The sequence below is a fragment of the Bradyrhizobium australiense genome, assembly GCF_013114825.1.
Lineage (GTDB): Bacteria > Pseudomonadota > Alphaproteobacteria > Rhizobiales > Xanthobacteraceae > Bradyrhizobium > Bradyrhizobium australiense.
The window spans coordinates 202,826-220,865 of the sequence record NZ_JAAVLX010000011.1 but is presented as its reverse complement, the minus strand read 5'-3'; the positions used below and the strand labels follow the sequence as shown (position 1 = coordinate 220,865).

At 60.7% G+C, this 18,040-nt stretch carries 18 protein-coding genes; 7 read left to right on the top strand and 11 right to left on the bottom strand.

The genetic code is table 11. From position 1 onward, the window contains the following. Positions 1–4 precede the first annotated feature (4 nt). The gene (locus tag HCN58_RS29925; protein ID WP_171582944.1) at positions 5–1,057 is read right to left on the bottom strand and encodes a hypothetical protein; all 1,053 of its coding nucleotides are present in this window, start codon (positions 1,055–1,057) and stop codon (positions 5–7) included. Between the two features lie 276 nt (positions 1,058–1,333). On the opposite strand from HCN58_RS29925, the gene bamA reads away from it, so the two are divergent. Further along, the gene (bamA, locus tag HCN58_RS29920; protein ID WP_235984005.1) at positions 1,334–3,634 is read left to right on the top strand and encodes an outer membrane protein assembly factor BamA; all 2,301 of its coding nucleotides are present in this window, start codon (positions 1,334–1,336) and stop codon (positions 3,632–3,634) included. On the opposite strand, the gene HCN58_RS29915 is transcribed toward bamA, so the two are convergent. Then, complete coding sequence (locus HCN58_RS29915) at positions 3,615–4,190, bottom strand: DUF6456 domain-containing protein (RefSeq protein ID WP_171582943.1); 576 nt, start codon at positions 4,188–4,190, stop codon at positions 3,615–3,617. The two genes, bamA and HCN58_RS29915, sit on opposite strands and share 20 nt — an antisense overlap. 46 nt (positions 4,191–4,236) lie before the next feature. Continuing rightward, positions 4,237–4,893 (bottom strand): GcrA family cell cycle regulator, encoded by a 657-nt coding sequence (locus tag HCN58_RS29910; protein WP_171582942.1) that lies wholly within the window; start codon positions 4,891–4,893, stop codon positions 4,237–4,239. A gap of 129 nt (positions 4,894–5,022) precedes the next feature. Between HCN58_RS29910 and HCN58_RS29905 the strand changes: the two genes are divergently transcribed. From HCN58_RS29905 to HCN58_RS29895, 3 genes are all read left to right on the top strand, one after another. Beyond that, a complete protein-coding gene (locus tag HCN58_RS29905; protein WP_171582941.1) occupies positions 5,023–5,661 on the top strand; it encodes a S24 family peptidase in 639 nt (212 codons plus the stop codon). Positions 5,662–5,832: 171 nt separating this feature from the next. Next, complete coding sequence (locus HCN58_RS29900) at positions 5,833–6,108, top strand: hypothetical protein (protein ID WP_171582940.1); 276 nt, start codon at positions 5,833–5,835, stop codon at positions 6,106–6,108. A 167-nt stretch (positions 6,109–6,275) separates the two neighbouring features. Further along, on the top strand, positions 6,276–7,463 hold the full coding sequence (locus HCN58_RS29895; protein WP_171582939.1) for an OpgC domain-containing protein: 1,188 nt from the start codon (positions 6,276–6,278) through the stop codon (positions 7,461–7,463). A 38-nt stretch (positions 7,464–7,501) separates the two neighbouring features. On the opposite strand, the gene HCN58_RS37230 is transcribed toward HCN58_RS29895, so the two are convergent. After that, a complete protein-coding gene (locus HCN58_RS37230) occupies positions 7,502–7,726 on the bottom strand; it encodes a hypothetical protein (RefSeq protein WP_311966898.1) in 225 nt (74 codons plus the stop codon). Further along, complete coding sequence (locus tag HCN58_RS29890; protein ID WP_311966897.1) at positions 7,723–8,880, bottom strand: glycoside hydrolase family 3 N-terminal domain-containing protein; 1,158 nt, start codon at positions 8,878–8,880, stop codon at positions 7,723–7,725. The genes HCN58_RS37230 and HCN58_RS29890 overlap by 4 nt, the downstream gene beginning before the upstream one ends. A gap of 215 nt (positions 8,881–9,095) precedes the next feature. Here HCN58_RS29890 and HCN58_RS29885 point away from each other — a divergent pair, with 215 nt between their 5' ends. Genes HCN58_RS29885 through HCN58_RS29875 form a run of 3 tightly spaced genes read left to right on the top strand, consistent with a single transcriptional unit; the run spans position 9,096 to position 12,917 of the window. Then, positions 9,096–10,589 carry a DUF4153 domain-containing protein gene (locus HCN58_RS29885; protein ID WP_171582938.1) on the top strand — a complete coding sequence of 498 codons (1,494 nt, stop codon included), beginning with the start codon at positions 9,096–9,098 and terminating at the stop codon, positions 10,587–10,589. 34 nt (positions 10,590–10,623) lie between these two features. Further along, complete coding sequence (locus HCN58_RS29880; RefSeq protein ID WP_171582937.1) at positions 10,624–11,328, top strand: response regulator transcription factor; 705 nt, start codon at positions 10,624–10,626, stop codon at positions 11,326–11,328. Then, positions 11,325–12,917 carry an ATP-binding protein gene (locus HCN58_RS29875; RefSeq protein ID WP_171582936.1) on the top strand — a complete coding sequence of 531 codons (1,593 nt, stop codon included), beginning with the start codon at positions 11,325–11,327 and terminating at the stop codon, positions 12,915–12,917. The genes HCN58_RS29880 and HCN58_RS29875 overlap by 4 nt, the downstream gene beginning before the upstream one ends. Before the next feature lie 6 nt (positions 12,918–12,923). Here the strand turns inward: HCN58_RS29875 and HCN58_RS29870 are convergent, their stop codons facing one another. The 6 genes from HCN58_RS29870 to HCN58_RS29845 all read right to left on the bottom strand — a co-directional run bounded on the left by HCN58_RS29870 (position 12,924) and on the right by HCN58_RS29845 (position 18,039). Continuing rightward, entirely contained in the window at positions 12,924–14,156 is a 1,233-nt protein-coding gene (locus HCN58_RS29870; RefSeq protein WP_171582935.1) for an acetyl-CoA C-acetyltransferase, read from the bottom strand. A 240-nt stretch (positions 14,157–14,396) separates the two neighbouring features. Continuing rightward, entirely contained in the window at positions 14,397–15,254 is an 858-nt protein-coding gene (locus tag HCN58_RS29865) for an HpcH/HpaI aldolase/citrate lyase family protein (RefSeq protein ID WP_171582934.1), read from the bottom strand. Positions 15,255–15,257: 3 nt separating this feature from the next. Continuing rightward, positions 15,258–15,713, bottom strand: coding sequence for a MaoC family dehydratase (locus HCN58_RS29860; RefSeq protein ID WP_171582933.1), 456 nt, complete (start codon positions 15,711–15,713; stop codon positions 15,258–15,260). After that, entirely contained in the window at positions 15,713–16,489 is a 777-nt protein-coding gene (locus tag HCN58_RS29855) for an enoyl-CoA hydratase/isomerase family protein (protein ID WP_171582932.1), read from the bottom strand. Before HCN58_RS29855 ends, HCN58_RS29860 begins: the two co-directional genes overlap by 1 nt. A gap of 78 nt (positions 16,490–16,567) precedes the next feature. After that, a complete protein-coding gene (locus HCN58_RS29850; protein ID WP_171582931.1) occupies positions 16,568–17,284 on the bottom strand; it encodes an ABC transporter ATP-binding protein in 717 nt (238 codons plus the stop codon). Next, a complete protein-coding gene (locus HCN58_RS29845; protein WP_171582930.1) occupies positions 17,281–18,039 on the bottom strand; it encodes an ABC transporter ATP-binding protein in 759 nt (252 codons plus the stop codon). Before HCN58_RS29845 ends, HCN58_RS29850 begins: the two co-directional genes overlap by 4 nt. Position 18,040 lies beyond the last annotated feature (1 nt).

The following is an 18,040-nucleotide window of genomic DNA, read 5'->3' as shown; positions in this document are numbered from 1 at the left end:
AGGATCACTGCTGCTTTTCCCAGAATGACAGCAATCCCTGCGAGGCCGAGCCTCCGATCACGCAGGGAATGCCGACCGCCACCTGCCCTAACGCAGCCGCGGAGACACAGCCGAGTGCAACCGCTCCGACGCCGACCTGACCCCAGAAGCTGAGATCGCGGCGGCTGTCGGAGCCCTTGGTCTTTAGTTCATCCACGGCGGCCAGCGCATCCTTGCGCAGAGCTGCGATCTGAACCGTATCCGCCGCCTCGACCACTTCAGCAAGTGGCGCCTTGACTGCCGCCGGTTGCCTTGCAAGTTCGCTCCGGAGATATTCGCGCAAACTGGCATCGCGAATCGCATAGCTTGCCAGCGTATAGCGCGCCATGCTTCCGACCGTCAGCTTGTCGATCGTATCGCGGCTCTTGCTCCATGGCAGCATCTGGATAATGCGCTGGATCGGCGCATGCGAGCCGGTCGCAAAATAGTAGCCCCACAGCGTATCCAGCAAGTCCTGGTTGCTCGCCAACGTGAGCGTCGTGTTCAGCTTCCGCTCGTCCTTGCCAAACGGATTCTTGGTAAAGGCACCGCGCAACTTGTCCATCATGCCGGGCTTCACCTCTTCCAGCGGGATGTCGGTCAAGGTCGGCAGCTTGCCAGCCAGATAGCTGTCGATCATGACCCGCCGCCCCGGCATTCGTGGCGCGACCCGGCGTAGAACGTTTCTCCAGTCAGGCAGCCCCGAATAGGCGATGGCGCGGACGATTACCCATTCGTCTTCCGGCCGGACGGGAAATAAGCTGGCAATGAGCTGTTCGGCCTTGGCCGGGTTCGAGCCGATCGCACCGGCGATAAAGCCGAGATAGATTCCGGCATTCTCCGGTTCCTTGAAGGTCTGTGAATGAAACAGCACACGTACGGCTGCCGGGACATGCGCGTAATCCGGCTTCGCCCGGTAATTATAGATCCACTGCTGGACTACCCCGAGCGAGGCGCGCGGATCGACCTCCGGCGTCTTCTCCGCATGCGCGGGCTGAATCAGCATGAGCGCGGCGGCAATGAAAGCTGCATAACGCATGTGATGCTCCTGCGGGCGTGGACGTGTGCGGCGTTTCAGGCGCGAGCGTCCTCTGCCCTTTCTACGAAGCATGAAGCAGGCATTGCGACAATTCTGAGAAAGTCCGGATTAAGAAAGAGCGGTCAAATTGTGGCGTTTCGCGGTCGCTGCGCCCGCAACTCACCTTACGTGAGCCATTTTTTTGCCCCGCCCCAGCAATTCGATCGAACCGATCAACAGGAGTCCGGCGGGGACGTGGAGATCAGAAGCATCACGCAACGCAACCGACCGCCTCGATTGGAGCTAGCCGCTCGCTGGTTTACCGGCATCATCGGATTGATGCTGGCAACGCCTGTTGTTGCCCAAACCGTACCGCCTTCGCAAGCATCGGTCATCGTCGAAGGCAACCGCCGCGTCGACGCTGAGACCGTACGCTCATACTTTCACGCAAATCCCGACGGACATTTCGATGACGCCGCGCGTGACGCGGCGCTGAAAGCGCTGATCGCAACCGGCCTGTTCGACAAGGTTTCCATCGAACGCGCCGGTGATCGGCTTGTGGTGCATCTGTCCGAAGCGCCTGTACTCGACCGAGTCGCGTTTGAAGGCAACAGGAAGGTCAAGGACACCGACCTTGCCGCCGCGATCGAATCAAAGCCGCGCGGCTCGCTGCAACGCGCCACCGTGCAGTCCGACGTCGGCCGCATCATCGAGGCATACCGGCGTGTCGGTCGCGCCCAGGTCCGCGTCGATCCACAGATTATTGACCGCGGCAACGGTCGGGTCGACCTCATCTATGCCGTAACGGAGGCAGCAAAGACGCCAGTGCGGCGGATCGATTTCACGGGCAACAAGGCCTTCGGTAAGCGGCAGCTCAGCGCTGTAATCAAGACCTCCGCCACCCATATGCTGAGTTTTCTAACCGGCGGTGACGTCTACGATCCCGACCGCGTCGCGCAAGACCAGGAGCAGCTGCGGCTTTACTACCGTAGCAAAGGTTATGCCGATGTCAGCGTGTCACCGGCGAAGGCCGAATATGATCCCGCGGCGAACGGCTTCACGCTGAACTTCGCAATCGACGAAGGCCCGCTCTATCACTTCCGGGAGGTCAGCGTCACCTGCAACATTCCGGGGATGGATTGCGACAAGCTTCGTGCCCTCCCCACCGCCCACCCAGGCGCAGTGTTCGACGGCAACACCCTGGACAAGACCACCGAGCTTCTGGCGATCGAAATGGCAAAGCTCGGCTATCCTTTTGCCCAGGGGACGCCGCACCTCACGCGCGATGCCGCCGAAGGCATCGACGTCGCCTTCGTGATCGAACAGGGGCCTCGCGCCTATGTCGAGCGGGTCGAGATACATGGCAACATGCGCACCCGCGACTACGTGATCCGGCGCGAATTCGACATCGCGGAAGGCGATCCCTACAACAAGACGCTGATCGACCGCGCCGAACGGCGCTTGAAGAACTTGAACTACTTCAAGACGGTTAAAATATCGAACCGGCCGGGCTCGGCGCCCGATCATGTCATTCTCGACGTCGAAGCGGTTGACCAGGCGACCGGCGATTTCAACATCGCGGGCGGCTACTCGACCGTTGATGGCGCCCTTGTCGAGGTCAAAGTGGGCGAGCGCAATTTCTACGGCACGGGTAAGAACGTCCAGGCCACCTTCACTTACGGCCAATATGCGCGCGGCATCAACCTGGCCGCGTCCGAACCGTATTTTCTCGGCACCAAGGTCGCCGCGGGAATCGAACTTTTCGGTCGCCAGAACGACGCCAATAGCTACCAATCCTACGGCAGCACCACCTACGGGGCGAGGCTGCAACTGGGCACGCCGATCAACGAAGAGCTTGGCGTGCAATGGCGCTACTCGATTTACAATCAGAACGTCACGCTATCGCCGAACGGCTCGGGCTTTACGCCCTCGTTGGCCGTCAGGCAGGCGGCCGCCGCCGGCCCGACGTGGGTCTCCGCTCCCGGCAGTACGACGACCTACAGCACGCTGGACAACACAAGGAGCCCGACCAGCGGGATTAGATCGCAGCTCAGTCAGGATCTAGCGGGACTCGGCGGCGACGTGAAATTCCTGAAGACCACGGAAGACGTGCGCTATTACAAATCGCTCAATAGCGACCTGGTTGGCATGGTGCGCGCTCAGGGCGGCTACGTTACCGGTTGGGGCGGCCAGCAGGTGCCGCTGATGAACAATTTCTTCGGCGGCCCCACCATGGTGCGTGGATTTGCTCCTAACGGATTCGGCCCACGCGACGTGACGCCCGGCACCACGATGGATAATGTCGGCGGCAGCGCCTATTGGGCGACAACCGCCGAACTGCAGAGCGCGATCCCCGGCGTGCCCAACGAATACGGTCTCAGGGCCACGGCCTTCGTCGACGCCGGCAGCGTATTCCGCTACAGCGGATCAACGGCATCGCTTCAGGTCGCCAACAAGAATGTCGTGCGCTCTTCGGTCGGCGCGGGCCTGACCTGGGCCTCGCCGTTCGGCGCCTTGACGGTCGACTACGCTGTACCGTTGACCAAGGCGGCCTACGACGTGGTGCAGCCTCTGCGATTCAGCGCGGGAGGGTTTTGACGGGAACGGGATGCGCCGTCGCAAACCCATACAACAGCGCCAACCGGTCGAGACATTCGCGCAATCGCCTCGAAAAATAGTCCTGCCACCGCTTGGTGCGCAGTCCCCTCCGCTGGCCGACCTGCTCCATGGTCATTCCCTGTACCAGGACGTCATGCACCAGCGCCGAGCCATCGGCGCCGAGTTCGCGTTCGGCCCTGTTCAACCGCAGCACGGCCTTGCGTTGGCCCTCGGTGATCGGTTCGCGCTGCTGCCCGCAATCGACATATTCCCGGATCGGATCGACGGCGCGCGGGCCGCGTTCGGCCTTCTCCCAGTCGCTCTGGAACGCCCTCCCCGCTTGATACTTCGCTTCATCGATCTGACGATGGGAATGCAGGCGCGCGAGCGGATCGTTGCGGATCGAACGCAGGGCAACGATCTTCTCGCCCGGCTCCAACGCCAGCGGATTGTCAACCTCGACCGTTGCGACTTCGGCGTTGCGCAACAGATCGCGCGACCTTCGGTCATGCGCCTTGACGGGATTGTACGGCGTTCGGCGTTTGGCTCTCGGCATCTGATGTGCTCCTTGAAAAAGTGAACTTTGGTACCGACCGGCATATCTATTCGGTTGATCCGCTCGAAATCTCGTCGCGCAGCAATTCAGTCAATTCATGCCGGCGGCCGCAGCCCTCCGGCTGAAGTCCGATCAGCGCACGCAGATGAGCGATCCGATGGGCAGCGTTATTCATGCGGTCTCCGACATCTGCAGCAGAGGTGCTCACCGCGCGTGCTGACGGCACGATCGGATTGCGGCTCAAATGAAAATGCGGAGTACAGTAACTCGAACCCGGACGGCGCGAATGACCGCAGAAGGTGATGACCTCGTCCTCGTCATCGCCGCCGTAAGGGTAGCGGCAGTCACCGTGCTCCAGTTCAATCAACGAGACATGCCGAGGCTCGATCGTCACGCAGCGCAGCTTGAGCGGCTTGGTCTCCTTGAACAACGGCACCGGCCAGGGAAGCGCAGACGCCCTGGAATCGCCGGCACGAGGTTCTCCGATGTCGTGCAGGTGCGCCGGCCTGGTGGGCATCGAGGGCTCGCGGCGATCGTCCGGCGCCAGCCGCAAGCGCCGGGCGCGTCCAAGCGCTGCGCTGCGAGAGTAGGACGTATTGAATCGTGAATTGATCGCCTGCGCGGCCTCCGAAAAGGTCAGGCCTTTGGCAAGAAATTTCCGCAGCGCCTCCGAGTGCTCGGGCGCCCAGTTCGAAAGTTCCATCTTGTTTGTCCTTGCTCTTCAACGCCGCCCGACGCCGGCAATCAATTTCTGATATTCCGAAATGAAAGTCAAGCTTGATTTCTGATAATCGGAACTGCTATCATTTCCGAAATTCGGAAGGGTTTAATCATGCTGGACATCAGGTTGATCGAGCGGGGCCTGGAGAAGCCGGGCAAGACCAAGGGTGGGCTGGCGACCGCGATGGGCGTTCGCCCCGGCGCGGTTTCCGAAATCTTGTCCGGGATACGGCTGATCAAGGCATCTGAAATCGCGCCGATCATCGAATATCTCGAACTGAATTCGGTGCCGATCATGGGCCGCGTGGGCGCCGGCGCCTCGATCGAGCCGGAACACGAGCAGGTGCCGCCGGAAGGCCTCGGCGAGGTCGAACTGCCTTTCCCCATCGCCGAAGAAACCATCGCCTTCGAGGTGGCCGGCGATTCCATGCTGCCAAAGTACGAGAATGGTGATGTTATCGTCGTCTATCGCCAACAGCGCCATCCGCTGTCAAGCTTCTACGGCGAGGAAGCCGCCGTCCGCCTGAAGACCGGCGAGCGCTATCTGAAGACGATCGAGCGCGGAAAATCTCCGAGCTCCGTCAATCTGACGAGCTTCAATGCCAAGCCGATCACCGGCGTAAAGCTGGAATGGATCGGCGAGATCTGCGTCACGCTGCCCAGGGGCCAGATCGAGCGATTGCGCAACAAGGCGGCGGCCCGGACGCGCAAGGCGATAAGGGCGACGGGCGGACGCACGCCAGACAAGTAGCAAACGCCGTTGCGGCTTCCGAATCGGCTGATTCTGCCGATGTAATGACGGCCGTCGACGCCAGCAGACACAATTTCTGTTTTTCAGAATTTATACTTGACTAGTTTCTGATTTTCAGAAATACTGTCGGCGCTGGGCTCCCCGAGCCCGCAATGAGGGTAGACCGCCAGCATGCAGTATTTCGTCGTGATGATCGATTACGGCCGCCGCGGCCGCGAGGCCATTGTCGATCCGGAAATCACAAGGCGCGAGGTCATCTCCCGCGTCGCTTCGGGCGAATACAGGAATATCAGTTTCATCCACGAAATCGCCGATTGCTCGGTCGAGGATATCACGGCCGATATTCTAAGCGAGGCGGCCCCTCCCGACATAGGCGCAACGGGCGCCGATCTGCAGGCCAGCGATTTCGATCACATCCGCGATCTTCGCAAGCACGAGAGAGCGTGATCATGTTCGGTCCACGCTATTCCCTCAAAACATTGTGATCGTTGAGCGGGCTTCAATCGCCGAAAACTTGCTTAATTATTCTTCACGCAAAGTCTATTCCGATTGAGCGGACAATCGCGCTAGATTCGCGATTCGATTCCTCCGACCTGCAAAGTTCTTATTCCACAATGTATCCGTCAATGAAGGCTGAGTTCGCCGCGCGCGATGGCGATCTCCGACTCTGCCTCCTGCTTGGTATCGCGGCCTGGTTTCTTTTTCTGGATCATGTACCGCACAATGCGGTCAGCTTGCTAACCATGCGAAATTTCGGATTCAGCGGCGCCGCCGATCTATTCGTGTTCGTCGGCGGCTACACGGCCGCGATCCTCTATGGAAAGATGATGCTGGAACGCGGTTTCGTCGTCTCGGCGACCCGTATTTTCAAGCGTCTGTGGCAGCTTTACGCCGCCTACGTCGTTCTGTTCGTGATCTACATCGAACTGATCGGATATGTCGCGCGCAGGTCGCGTGCACCCGAACTGATCGCAGAGTTCAACGTTACGGGGATCGTCGATCATGCGATCCGGACGCTGATTCACGGCCTGTTGCTTCAGGCCAAGCCGCTCAATCTGGATGTGCTGCAACTGTTGATCGTGCTGATGGCGTTCTTCCCGATCGTGCTGTTCGGCATGACGCGGCGGCCGAACCTCACGGTCGCCGGGTCGATTGGCCTCTACGTCGCATCCCGTCTACTCGACTGGAATCTGTCTTCGTTTCCGGACGGACGCTGGTCTCTCAACCCGTTCTGCTGGCAGCTCCTGTTTGTGCTGGGCGCCTGTTTCGCCCTGGGCGGCGCGCGGCAGGTGCACGCCGTACGCACCCTTCAGGGCTTCACGATCCTGCGCGCTGCGGCATGGCTGTACCTGCTCTTTGCGCTGGTCGTCACCGTCGCAGGAAAATTTCCGCAAGCTGGTATCGTGCCGGATTTCTTGCGCGATACCCTTCTTCCCAATGACAAGGGAAACCTCGCCCCTTATAGGGTGCTTCATTTCCTGGCGCTGGCCTTTCTCTTTACCTACGTGGTGCCGCGGAGCTGGCGCGGATTCCGATGGCAGGCATTGCAGCCTGTCATGAAGTGCGGCCAGGAATGGCTAGCCGTGTTCTGCGCCGGGGTGTTTCTCTCGTTTGCCGCGCATCTCGTCCTGATCACGGGTCCGGATTCGCTTGCCCTGCATGTCCTCGTCAGCTTCGCCGGAATTTCGATCATGACTGGAGTCGCCTACTACGTGTCGTGGTCCAAGAGGCAAGATCACAAGCCCGCATTCCGGACCCAAGCAATGAGGGGGCTGTCGGAGGAAGGCCGGTTCGCGAAGTAGTTCCCGCCGGCTACTTCCCACGCCTCACCCGCAATCTCTCAATCCACAGGGAACGCTCCTTTCAACCGCATCTCACTGTCGCCCAATATCGCGGCATCGAGCCTTCCCTCGGCCGACGCCGCCGCGGCGCAGGTAAGGATGCGATAGAACTGCGCTCCGTCAAATGCGACCAGCAGCAGATCGACGCCGGCATTGAGCGCTTCGACCACCGCCGTGCAGACGTTGCGCTGATAGTTCGCCCCCATCACGAGGTCGTCGGTCATGATGACGCTTGAAAATTCCATTTCTTGCGAATGATGCCGTCGACCACCCGCTTGGAATGCGACGCGGCGCGGTCCGGGTCGACGGACGTCAGCGTCACATGCCCGATCATCAGCTGCGCTTTGGTGCCGGCCAGCACCTTCCTGAACGGAATCCAGTCAGACGTTTCAAGTTCATCGAGAGGCGTATCCAAGTCGGCGCTGAAATGATGAGTGTCGGCTCGCACGCGACCGAGCCCCGGAAAATGCTTGACGGTTGCTCCGACGCCAGACGCTTCCAGGCCGCTCACATAAGCTCGCGCGATCTCGGCGACGAGCGCCGGATCATCTGAAATCGCGCGTTGGCCGATCAGCGTGTTGAAGTCGAACCGGTTGCGCTTCAGTTCAGGTCGCAGATCCAGCACCCGCGCAAGGTTTAGGTTGACGCCGAGCGCCGCCAGCTCGTGCCCGTGAGTACGCCCGAATGCCTCCGCTTTCTCGGCGCGCACATCCGGCGTCAGGCTCGTAAGCGTCGATAGCGCCGGCAACTTGGTCAAAGGTGGCGCCAGATGCGATGCGATGCCGCCTTCCTGGTCGGCCGCAACGATCAGGGGTGGCAGGCCGGCAGCGCGCCGGTTTTCCTGCAGCGCCGAGATCTCTTCTTTCAGACGCCTCGCCGACGATGCCTCGACATTGTGCTTGGTGATATAGACGCCGGAGATCAGGCCCTTCTCAGCGAGAACTGAAACCTCCGGGAATGACGAGTATCCAACGATAAAATGCCGCCCAAGGCTTCGTGCCTGCGGCGCATCAGTCCGCAAAACACTCCGTTTGCGCCACTCAAATGACACATGCGCGCCGAGCATCGACAGTGACGGCAGGCACCAGAGCAGGATGAGCGCCTTTCCCGCAATACCCCTCCTCCAATAGCCGCGGCGGATGAGGATGACGGCAGTAACGATGCTCAGGACGACAAGAACAATATTACCCGGCCCTCGCAGCGAAATCAGATCGGGATCGTTCTTGTTGGCTGCGGTGAAAACAAGGACGGCTCCGCGAGCCAGACCAGGGAGAGGCCAATACGTTTGATAATTCGCATGAAAATGGCTGACGATTTGCGCAAGAGGATCGAACGAGACCTTGCCCGTATCAAAGTTGTTTCGCCGGCGCGAGCTCATAACCGCACCTGCACGGAAACTGCATAAAAATCCTGAACTCTTGCAGATGATGTTCCCAGCAATTGCACAACGGCGCCGGATAGTTCTCCCAGCAAATCAATGACGATCATCGAATGCCTATTCCCACAAGATTAGCTAACGACGGTTGGTGGCTATGCGAGCGCCCCGCGACGGCAATAGCTTGCAATTTTCCCATCCAGACAGGTAACGCAACAATGGCCGATTTCACCGCGCCGGATTCCAATGCCAGCTCCGTTCAGGAAGCCATCACTCTACCCGTCAAAGGAGTAATTGTTCTCGCGCTTGCTGCGCTGGCCGACTGGCTGTTCTACGGACACGGTATTGGAATATCGGCCGCCATCTTTGCGGTCGCCGTAGCCTGCGCCTCACTGCTCGTCAATCTGGCAACTTTGAACCGAAAGCAGGTGCTACTGGCTGGCCCTGTCCTGCTGATCGCCCTTATCCCCGCTATCGAGGAATTCAACGCCGCGTCTCTACCCTTCATGGCGCTGGCTCTCGGCGTAGGCCTCCTGCTGACGACCAATCGCGATCGGCATGGTCTCGGCGAACGAGCCGCAGCGTTATGCGACCTTTATCTGGTTGGCCCGTTCAGATTTTTCCGCGATGCCATCGGTGCATTCAATCTGCCGGCACTGAAGTCCGGGTTTGTCGTGTGGTTCATTCCCATCGTTCTCGGCTGCATTTTCGTGCTTCTGCTGGTATCGGCCAATCCATTGCTAGAGAAATGGATCAACCTGCTGAACCCCGGCAACACGGCTTCGTACATCAGCCTCGGACGCATACTGTTTTGGATTGTGGTGCTGTCGATCGTATGGCCCTTTATCCACGTACGGTGGAGCGCCAAGCGGGACATGCCGGCAGGTTTGGCCGAAGCGGCGGCGCTGGCGCAGGGAATGCCGTCCCGCCACAACGACTTCTTCGGCGTTGCGACGATACTGCGTTCGCTGATCCTGTTCAATTTGCTATTCGCCGTTCAAACCGCGCTAGACGTGGCCTATCTCTGGGCCAACGCTACTCTTCCTTCCGATATCAGTTACGCTTCGTATGCGCATCGAGGCGCCTATCCGCTCATTGTCACCGCGCTGTTGGCAGCCGGCTTCGTCCTGGCCGCCATGAGGCCAGGTGGGCCGGCCGAGCAATCCAGGGTGATCCGGCCGCTGGTCTATCTATGGGTGGCGCAAAATGTGCTGCTGGTGATGTCATCGATCCTGCGCCTCGATCTCTATATTCAAATCTACCTGCTGACCTGGTGGCGCGTCGCCGCCTTCATCTGGATGGTACTGGTCGCGTTGGGGCTTGTGCTCATCGTCGCCCGCATCGTTCTGAACCGCTCGAATGATTGGTTGATCCGCGCCAACCTCATCACCTTGGCGGCAACACTCTATGTCTGCTCACTGGTGAATTTTGCGGCGATCATCGCCGACTACAATGTCAGCCACAGCCGCGAAGCCGGCGGCAAGGGAGTGTGGATCGACATGAACTATCTGCTGTCCCTCGGGCCGCAGGCATTGCCTGCCATCGACCGGGCTATCGCCCTTCCTGGGTTTGATCAGACCCTTGTTTCCCGCCGTGGTTGCCTAGTAGAACAGCAAACGAGAGAAACGGCTTCCTGGCGCTCCTGGGGCTTTCGGAGCTGGCGCCTCCAGCGCGCCCTGGACGCCCAACCAAAGAGTTCGACCACAGGCTAGTTCGACTGCAAGCCGATTGCGCCGGGAGAGACGTTTGACGCACCGCATTCTCATCGTTGACGATGACCTTCATATCCGCGAGGTCATCCGTGTTGCATTGAAGAAGGCCGGGATGACGGTGTTCGAAGCGCGCGACGGCAAGGAAGCGTTGACCCGCTTTGCCGCCGATAAGCCGGATCTGATCATTCTGGATATCGGCATGCCGGAATTCGACGGCCTGGATGTCTGCCGCGAGATCAGAAAAACCTCGGACGTTCCGATCCTGTTTCTCTCCGCGCGCGACGACGAGATCGATCGCGTATTGGGCCTGGAGATCGGCGGCGACGACTATGTCACAAAACCCTTCAGCCCGCGCGAACTCGTGGCGAGGGTCAACGTCATCCTGCGCCGCATCACCTCGCGTGGGCAGGACGCAGAGGCATCCACGGCCACGCTGTCGCAAGGCAAGTTGTCCGTCGACCCCGGCCAGCACATCGCCGAGTTTGCCGGCAGGCCGCTGCGCCTGACGGCCATTGAGTTTGGAATCCTCAGGGCATTCCTGACACGGCCGGCGCTCGTTTTCAGCCGCGAGCAGATCATGAGCGCCGCCTATCAGCTCAACATCCAGGTTTCGGATCGCACCATCGACAGCCATATCCGTAACATCCGTGCCAAGCTGTCTGCAATGAACTGCGACAACGTCATCGAGACCATTCACGGCGTCGGCTTCAAGCTCGGGCGATGCGAGCCGCAGGCATGACGTCCCGCACGGGTGAAAAATGGCGACCGTCGGTAGGACAGGTCATTTTTGCCGCGCTCGCCTCTGCGGCGACACTGCCACTGGTCGGGCTATTCTTCTTCCGCCTCTATGACAACCAGCTCATTCACCAGACCCAAGCCGAGCTGATCGCTCAAAGCCGGGTGCTGGCGGCGGTCTATGCGCGGGAAGTGGAGAGCCGCTTTAATGCCGGCATTGCGCTCGGCGCCGAAATTCCGCCCGAGGCGCGTCTGGACCGGGAAGACCAGCTTACGCCGATCCGGCCCGCGCTCGATCTCGCCGCCGGCGCCGATCTGCTTCGGCGGCGGCCTGACGCACTTCCGGCAAGCGTGCCGGCATCGCAGGCCTACCTTGAGATAGGATCGCGGCTGATGCCCATCATCCGGGAAACCCAGAAAGTCACCTTGGCCGGTTTCCGCATTCTCGATCCCCGCGGTGTCGTGATTGCCGGTCGCGACGAGGTTGGCCAATCGCTCGCCCATATCGAGGAGATAGCGACAGCGCTCAAGGGACAATATCGGGCGGCCCTGCGGATTCGCAAACCCGACAAGCCGCCTCCTCCGATCTACTCGATCAGCCGCGGCGTCGGCGTGCACGTATTCTCGGCAATGCCTGTCATCGTCAACAACCGCGTCGCTGGTGTCGTCTATACGTCGAGGACGCCGAGCAACATCTTCGATCACCTCTATCAGGAGCGCGGCAAATTTATCATGGCGGGGCTTGCGGTTGTTTTCGCGACCATCGTTATCGGCCTGGTATTCTCCCGAACCATCACCCGCCCGATGCGCGAGCTGGTCGATCGCGCCGCGCGCATCAGCCGTGGCGATCGCGATGCATTTCGGCCTCTCGCCCATTACGGCACGCGCGAATTCGCCCAGTTGTCGCACAGCTTTCTCGACATGGCCGAACAATTGTCGCGGCGGTCGGATTACATCGCGACCTTCTCGGCGCATCTTACCCACGAATTGAAGTCACCATTGACGTCGATCAAGGGTGCCGCCGAACTCCTGCTGGATTCCCTGCAGAGCAAGTCGGACACCCTCACTCGGATGGAGCAGAAGAATTTCATATCGAACATCCTGGGGGACACCGGGCGCCTGGAGGCCATGAGCCAGCGCTTGCGCGAACTGGCACGCGCCGAGGCCGCGCCGCAGAACGAGCAGACGGAGCTGTCGCAGGTCATCGGCGGGTTGAAGAGCCGATTCCCGACGCGCGCGATCGAGGCAACGGGGTGTCTGGAACGCTCGATCGGCATGTCCAGCGAAAAGGCTCTGATCGTGTTGTCGCATCTGACCGACAACGCCATCCGTCACAACGCGAAGAGCGTGCGGCTCGACGCGGTCGAGGAAAATGGATCCGTGAGGATGACGGCCAGCAATGACGGCGATCCGATATCCGAAGCGAACCGGGAAAAGATCTTCGACGCTTTTTTCACCACGCGCCGCGACACCGGCGGCACGGGAATGGGACTCTCGATCGTGCGGGCGATCATGACCAGCCACGGCGGCTCGATCCGCCTCTTGCCATCCGACAAGAGCGTCGCGTTCGAGCTCCAGTTTCCGGCTGCTTAGCTTCCTTCAAACGCGCTCGATAATGATAGCGGGCGCCATGCCACCGGCGGCGCACATCGTCACCAGCCCGCGCTTGAGGTCGCGCCGCTCCAGCTCGTCGAGCACGGTGCCAATCAGGATCGAGCCGGTCGCCCCGATGGGATGGCCGAGCGCGATCGAACCGCCATTGACGTTGACCTTCTCACGATCGAGCTTGAGATCCCTGATGAACTTTTCGGCGACCACAGCAAAGGCCTCGTTGATCTCGAACAGATCGATGTCGTCGAGCGTGAGACCTGCCTTGGCCAGCACCTTGCGGGCAGCCGGCACCGGTGCGTTCAGCATCAGGGTCGGGGAGTCTCCCATATTCGCCATCGCGACGACCCGGGCACGCGGCTTGAGACCATGGGCTTTTGCGTAACCCGGCGACGCCAGCAGGATGGCCGCAGACCCGTCCACAACGCCGGAGGAATTGCCGGCGTGATGCACGAAGTTGATCTCGAGCTCGGGGTATTTGTCCAGAATGAGCTTGCGATAAGTTGTGCCCTTGTCGTCGAGCGGATAATCCGCCACCGCCGGAAAGGCAGGCTTCAGGCCGGCCAAGCCCTCAAGCGTGGTTTGCGGCCTTGGATACTCCTCGCGGTCAAGCGCAAGGCTGCCGTCCTCGCGATAGACGGGCACGAGGCTCTTGTCGAAATGCCCGCCCTTGATGGCGGCTGCCGCCCGCTTCTGGCTTTCAAGGCCGAGTTCATCGACGTCCTGCCGCGTGATGCCTTCAAGCGTCGCTACCGCGTCGGCGCAGACGCCCTGGTGCGATTGCGGATGCCGGGCGCGCAAGCGGAGATTGCCGTTATCCATCATGAACGGCCCCTCGCCGCGACGGCCTTCCATCGACATCACTTCGGTGCCGCCGGCGATAACGAGGTCCTCCGAGCCCGAGATGATCGAGCTGGCCGCCATGTTGACGCTGGTAATGCCGGAGCCGCAGAACCGGTCCAGCGTCACTGCGCTGGCGCGAACGTCATAGCCGGCATCGAGCGCCGACATCCGGCCGAGATCGCCGCTCTGCTGGCCGCGTTGCGAACTGGTGCCCCAGATGATGTCGTCGATATCAGCGGTATTAATGCCGGTGCGATCGGCCAGCGCGCGCAATACTGTGGCGCCGAGCTGCTGCGGATGAATGCCCGACAGGGCGCCCTTGCCGGTCTTGCCGATGCCTCGCGGCGTCCTGCATGCGTCGATGATCAGCGCGTCAACCATGGTGTGCGTCCTTAAATTCGTTGGCTGCATTTGCAGCCGATCAAGTCACAAAGTCAAATGGCTTTGCCTGCGTCAGTGGCTCGGCGATATGCTTAGAGATTTTCCGCCGGACGGCTTTCAGACCTCATCCTGAGGAGCCGCGCAGCGGCGTCTCGAAGGATGAATGGCACCAGCGGGGCCTAGTGGTTCGTGACGGCGCTTCACGCCTCCTCATCATAAGGGTCTACTAGATGCTACGCGCTACTGTCCTCGCAGCGCCAAGATCTTTTCCGCCGCACGCAGATGCGGCTTGTCGATCATCTTGCCGTCGATCTTCACCACACCTGACGTCGGGTTGTCGATGAACGCTTTGACGACCTTCTCCGACCAGGCGATTTCCTCATCCGTCGGCATGAAGGCGGCATTGACGACGTCGACATGCTTGGGATGGATCACCGCCTTGGCGAGGAATCCATCCTGTCGCGCGGCAATGGATTCGTCACGCAGCGCTTCGAGATCGTTGATGTCAGTCGCAATGGTGTCGATGGCAACCACGCCGGCAGCAGCCGCACCGATCAGGCAGAGATCGCGCGCGAGCAGGAACGGACCGTGGAACCGTCCGGCGGTTCGGTTACGCGACGCACCGAGCGCCGCGGCGAGATCCTCGGCGCCCCACATCATGCCCCATAGCCGCGGGCTCATGTTCTCGAAATCAAGCAGCTTGAGGACTGCCCTCGCCGTCTCTGTCGCCACGGTGACGATCCTCGTCGATCCCTGTTCAATCCCGGCGGCAGCCTCGAAGGCATCAAGATACAGTGAGAGGCGGTTGACGTCGGCAGCGCCGGCGCATTTCGGCAGCACGATGCCATCCGGCCGGCCAGGCATGACGGCGGCCAAGTCGCCAAGCGTCAAGCCGGTGTCGAGCGCGTTGACGCGGACATACATTTTCTGGTTTGGCTTCCGGCCGTCGAGCATCTCGCGCACGGTGCGCCTCGCTCCAACCTTCTCCTCCGGCGCAATCGAATCCTCGAGATCGAGAATCAGCGCGTCGGCCGCAGTCTTCTTGGCGCTTTCGAACTTGCGTAGGCTGTCGCCGGGAACGAACAGGAATGATCGCATGGCTTACGCCTTCGGCTTGCAATGCATCAGGCCGGTCCGGCGGCAGCTCGCCACCACCTCGCCGCGTTGATTGGTCATGGTGTGCTCAAATTCCACGATACCCTGGTTCGGCCGCGACTTGCTCTCACGTTTGGAAATGATCTTAGTGTGCGCCTTGAGTGTATCGCCGTGGAACACCGGCTTTGGAAACTTGACGTCGGTCATGCCGAGGTTGCCGATCGTGGTGCCGAGCGTCGTATCGTAGACGCTCATGCCGATCATGATGCCGAGCGTATAGATGCTGTTGAACAGCCGTTGGCCGAATTCGGTGCTTTCCGCGAAATGCGCATCGATATGCAGCGGCTGCGGATTCATGGTCAGAAGGCTGAACAGCGTATTGTCCATCTCGGTCACTGTACGGCTGAATTCATGATGGAATTCGCGGCCGACCTCGAACTCCTCGAAATATAATCCCGCCATCAGCGTCCCCTGTAGTTCGGCGTCCGCTTCTCGACGAACGCATTCAGCCCTTCTTGACAGTCCTGCGTCGTTGCAACAAGCGCAAAGCTCTCGGCGGCATTTTCGACCGAGCGACGGAAATCAGCGTCGATCGCCCGCATGAAGGCATCGCGCCCGATCTTCATGACGATGGGCGATTTGGCAGCGAGCTTTCCAGCAATCTCCCGCGCCCGGTTAAGTGCGGTCCCCTTCGGCACGACTTCACTCAAGAGGCCCATACGAAAAGCTGTCGCGGCATCGAAAGGTTCGCCGAGGAACAACGGTCCGAAAGCCTGGTGCTTTCCGACCAGCCGCGGCAACTGTACGAAGTGAATGGCCGGGATCAGCCCGACGTCAATCTCGGGATAGCCGAAGGTGCAGGCATCACCGGCGATGATCATGTCGCAGGAGATCGCGATCGTCATGCCGCCGGCGCGCACGGCGCCGTCTACGGCAGCGATGGTCGGCTTGCCCATGCGATACTGGGTATCGTTGAGCGCGAAATACAGCCGCTCGAGGAACTTCTTAGTCTCAATCCCGGGCTTGCCTCTGACGATATCGAGATCGAGCCCGGCGCAAAATACCTTCTGCGCGCTGCCGATGACGACCGCACGCACCGCTTCATCATCTCTCGCTTTCGAAAGCGCCGCCAGCAGCGCATCGATAAGGTCCATGCTGAGCGCATTGACGGGCGGGCGATCCAGCATGATCTCGGCAATATTGCCCGAGACGGAATAACGAACGAGATCGCTGCTCATGGCATGCCTCCCTTGACCTGGCGCACCGCACCGGCCCTCGCGTTCGATGGTCATCTCGTTCCCCAGGCGGGCGGAAAGCTACAGCGCGAGATAGCGCTGACGGATACTGTCGTTGGCTTTCAGCTCTTCGATCCCGGATGTGTAGACGATCTGGCCCTTGTCGATAACCGTCGCGTGGCTCGCAAGGCCAAGGCAAAAATGCATGTTCTGCTCGGCGATCAACACGGTTGCGCCAGTGCCGCGAAGCTGCCGCAAGAGTTCGCCGATCCGCTGCACGATGATCGGCGCCAAGCCCTCGCTCGGCTCGTCCAGAAGCAGCAGCGCTGGATTGCCCATCAGCGTGCGTGCAATCGCCAGCATCTGCTGTTCGCCACCCGACAGCCGTCCCGCGATCCGGTGCCGCAGCGGCTCCAGCAGCGGAAACACGTCGTAAATGCGCCGGATCGGCCATTCGTCCTCGCCGTTCGGCCCCATCTTCGTGCCGATGATCAGGTTGTCCTCGACCGTGTGTTCGGGGAAGATCTGGCGGTCCTCCGGCACGAAGCCGAGCCCGGCTCGCGCGATGTGATGCGGCTTCAACCCAGAGACAATCCTGCCTTGCAAAATGACTGTACCGCGGCGCGCCGGAGCGAGGCCCATGATCGCTTTCATGGTAGTCGATTTGCCGGCGCCGTTGCGGCCGAGCAGCGCCATCGTCTCGCCCTGCCGCACTGACAGGCCGACGCCAAACAAGATCTGGCTGGTGCCGTAATAGACGTCGAGGTCTTCGACCTGCACGACCGGTCGCGCACTCATGCGATGGCTCCGGTGTGATGTTCGGTGCCGAGATAGGCCTCGATCACCGCCTCGTTTCGGCGGATCGCATCCGGCCTGCCGGTTGCAAGAATGCGGCCGTAGCAGAGCACAATGATCTCGGGCGCGATCTTGAACACGATATCCATGTCGTGCTCGATGAACACCACCGTGATCTTCTGCGTCTCCCAGAGCTCCCTCACCTTGTCGATCATCCGCCAGCGCTCTTCGGTGCCCATGCCGGCCGTGGGCTCGTCGAGCAGCAGCACCTTCGGATCGAGCACCAGAGCGAGTGCGATATCGAGCAGTTTCTGGTCACCGTGGGACAATGTCGCCGCGGTGCGGTTCCGCTTGCCCGCCAATCCCAACAGCTCCATCGCATGCTCGGCGCGATCGCGGGTCTCGGCCAAGGGGAAACGCCGATGCATGACGCTGGCCCTGCGCTGATCGGCGCAAACAGCGGCCAACATTGTCTCCTGCACCGTCAGTGATGGGAAGATGCTCGCAACCTGAAACGCGCGGCCGATTCCGTGGCGAACGATTTCCGGCGGCGATCGACCGGCGAGATCGATGCCATTGAGCAAGATCTGGCCGGAGTCGGGCTTCAGCGCGCCGGTGATCAGGTTAAAGAAGGTGCTCTTGCCGGCCCCGTTAGGGCCGATCACGGCGGTGAGCGAACCGTCGGCGAAATCCAGCGTGACATTGTCGGTCGCCTTGACGCCGCCGAATGACTTGGAAAGAGAGCGTATCTCCAGCATC

What these genes read in the sequence shown, in the direction of transcription:
- HCN58_RS29925 (WP_171582944.1), bottom strand. Translation starts at nt 1,057, where the DNA reads ATGCGTTATGCAGCTTTCATTGCCGCCGCGCTCATGCTGATTCAGCCC.
- HCN58_RS29915 (WP_171582943.1), bottom strand. Translation starts at nt 4,190, where the DNA reads ATGCCGAGAGCCAAACGCCGAACGCCGTACAATCCCGTCAAGGCGCAT.
- HCN58_RS29910 (WP_171582942.1), bottom strand. Translation starts at nt 4,893, where the DNA reads ATGGAACTTTCGAACTGGGCGCCCGAGCACTCGGAGGCGCTGCGGAAA.
- HCN58_RS29905 (WP_171582941.1), top strand. Translation starts at nt 5,023, where the DNA reads ATGCTGGACATCAGGTTGATCGAGCGGGGCCTGGAGAAGCCGGGCAAG.
- HCN58_RS29900 (WP_171582940.1), top strand. Translation starts at nt 5,833, where the DNA reads ATGCAGTATTTCGTCGTGATGATCGATTACGGCCGCCGCGGCCGCGAG.
- HCN58_RS29895 (WP_171582939.1), top strand. Translation starts at nt 6,276, where the DNA reads ATGTATCCGTCAATGAAGGCTGAGTTCGCCGCGCGCGATGGCGATCTC.
- HCN58_RS37230 (WP_311966898.1), bottom strand. Translation starts at nt 7,726, where the DNA reads ATGACCGACGACCTCGTGATGGGGGCGAACTATCAGCGCAACGTCTGC.
- HCN58_RS29890 (WP_311966897.1), bottom strand. Translation starts at nt 8,880, where the DNA reads ATGAGCTCGCGCCGGCGAAACAACTTTGATACGGGCAAGGTCTCGTTC.
- HCN58_RS29885 (WP_171582938.1), top strand. Translation starts at nt 9,096, where the DNA reads ATGGCCGATTTCACCGCGCCGGATTCCAATGCCAGCTCCGTTCAGGAA.
- HCN58_RS29875 (WP_171582936.1), top strand. Translation starts at nt 11,325, where the DNA reads ATGACGTCCCGCACGGGTGAAAAATGGCGACCGTCGGTAGGACAGGTC.
- HCN58_RS29870 (WP_171582935.1), bottom strand. Translation starts at nt 14,156, where the DNA reads ATGGTTGACGCGCTGATCATCGACGCATGCAGGACGCCGCGAGGCATC.
- HCN58_RS29865 (WP_171582934.1), bottom strand. Translation starts at nt 15,254, where the DNA reads ATGCGATCATTCCTGTTCGTTCCCGGCGACAGCCTACGCAAGTTCGAA.
- HCN58_RS29860 (WP_171582933.1), bottom strand. Translation starts at nt 15,713, where the DNA reads ATGGCGGGATTATATTTCGAGGAGTTCGAGGTCGGCCGCGAATTCCAT.
- HCN58_RS29855 (WP_171582932.1), bottom strand. Translation starts at nt 16,489, where the DNA reads ATGAGCAGCGATCTCGTTCGTTATTCCGTCTCGGGCAATATTGCCGAG.
- HCN58_RS29850 (WP_171582931.1), bottom strand. Translation starts at nt 17,284, where the DNA reads ATGAGTGCGCGACCGGTCGTGCAGGTCGAAGACCTCGACGTCTATTAC.
- HCN58_RS29845 (WP_171582930.1), bottom strand. Translation starts at nt 18,039, where the DNA reads ATGCTGGAGATACGCTCTCTTTCCAAGTCATTCGGCGGCGTCAAGGCG.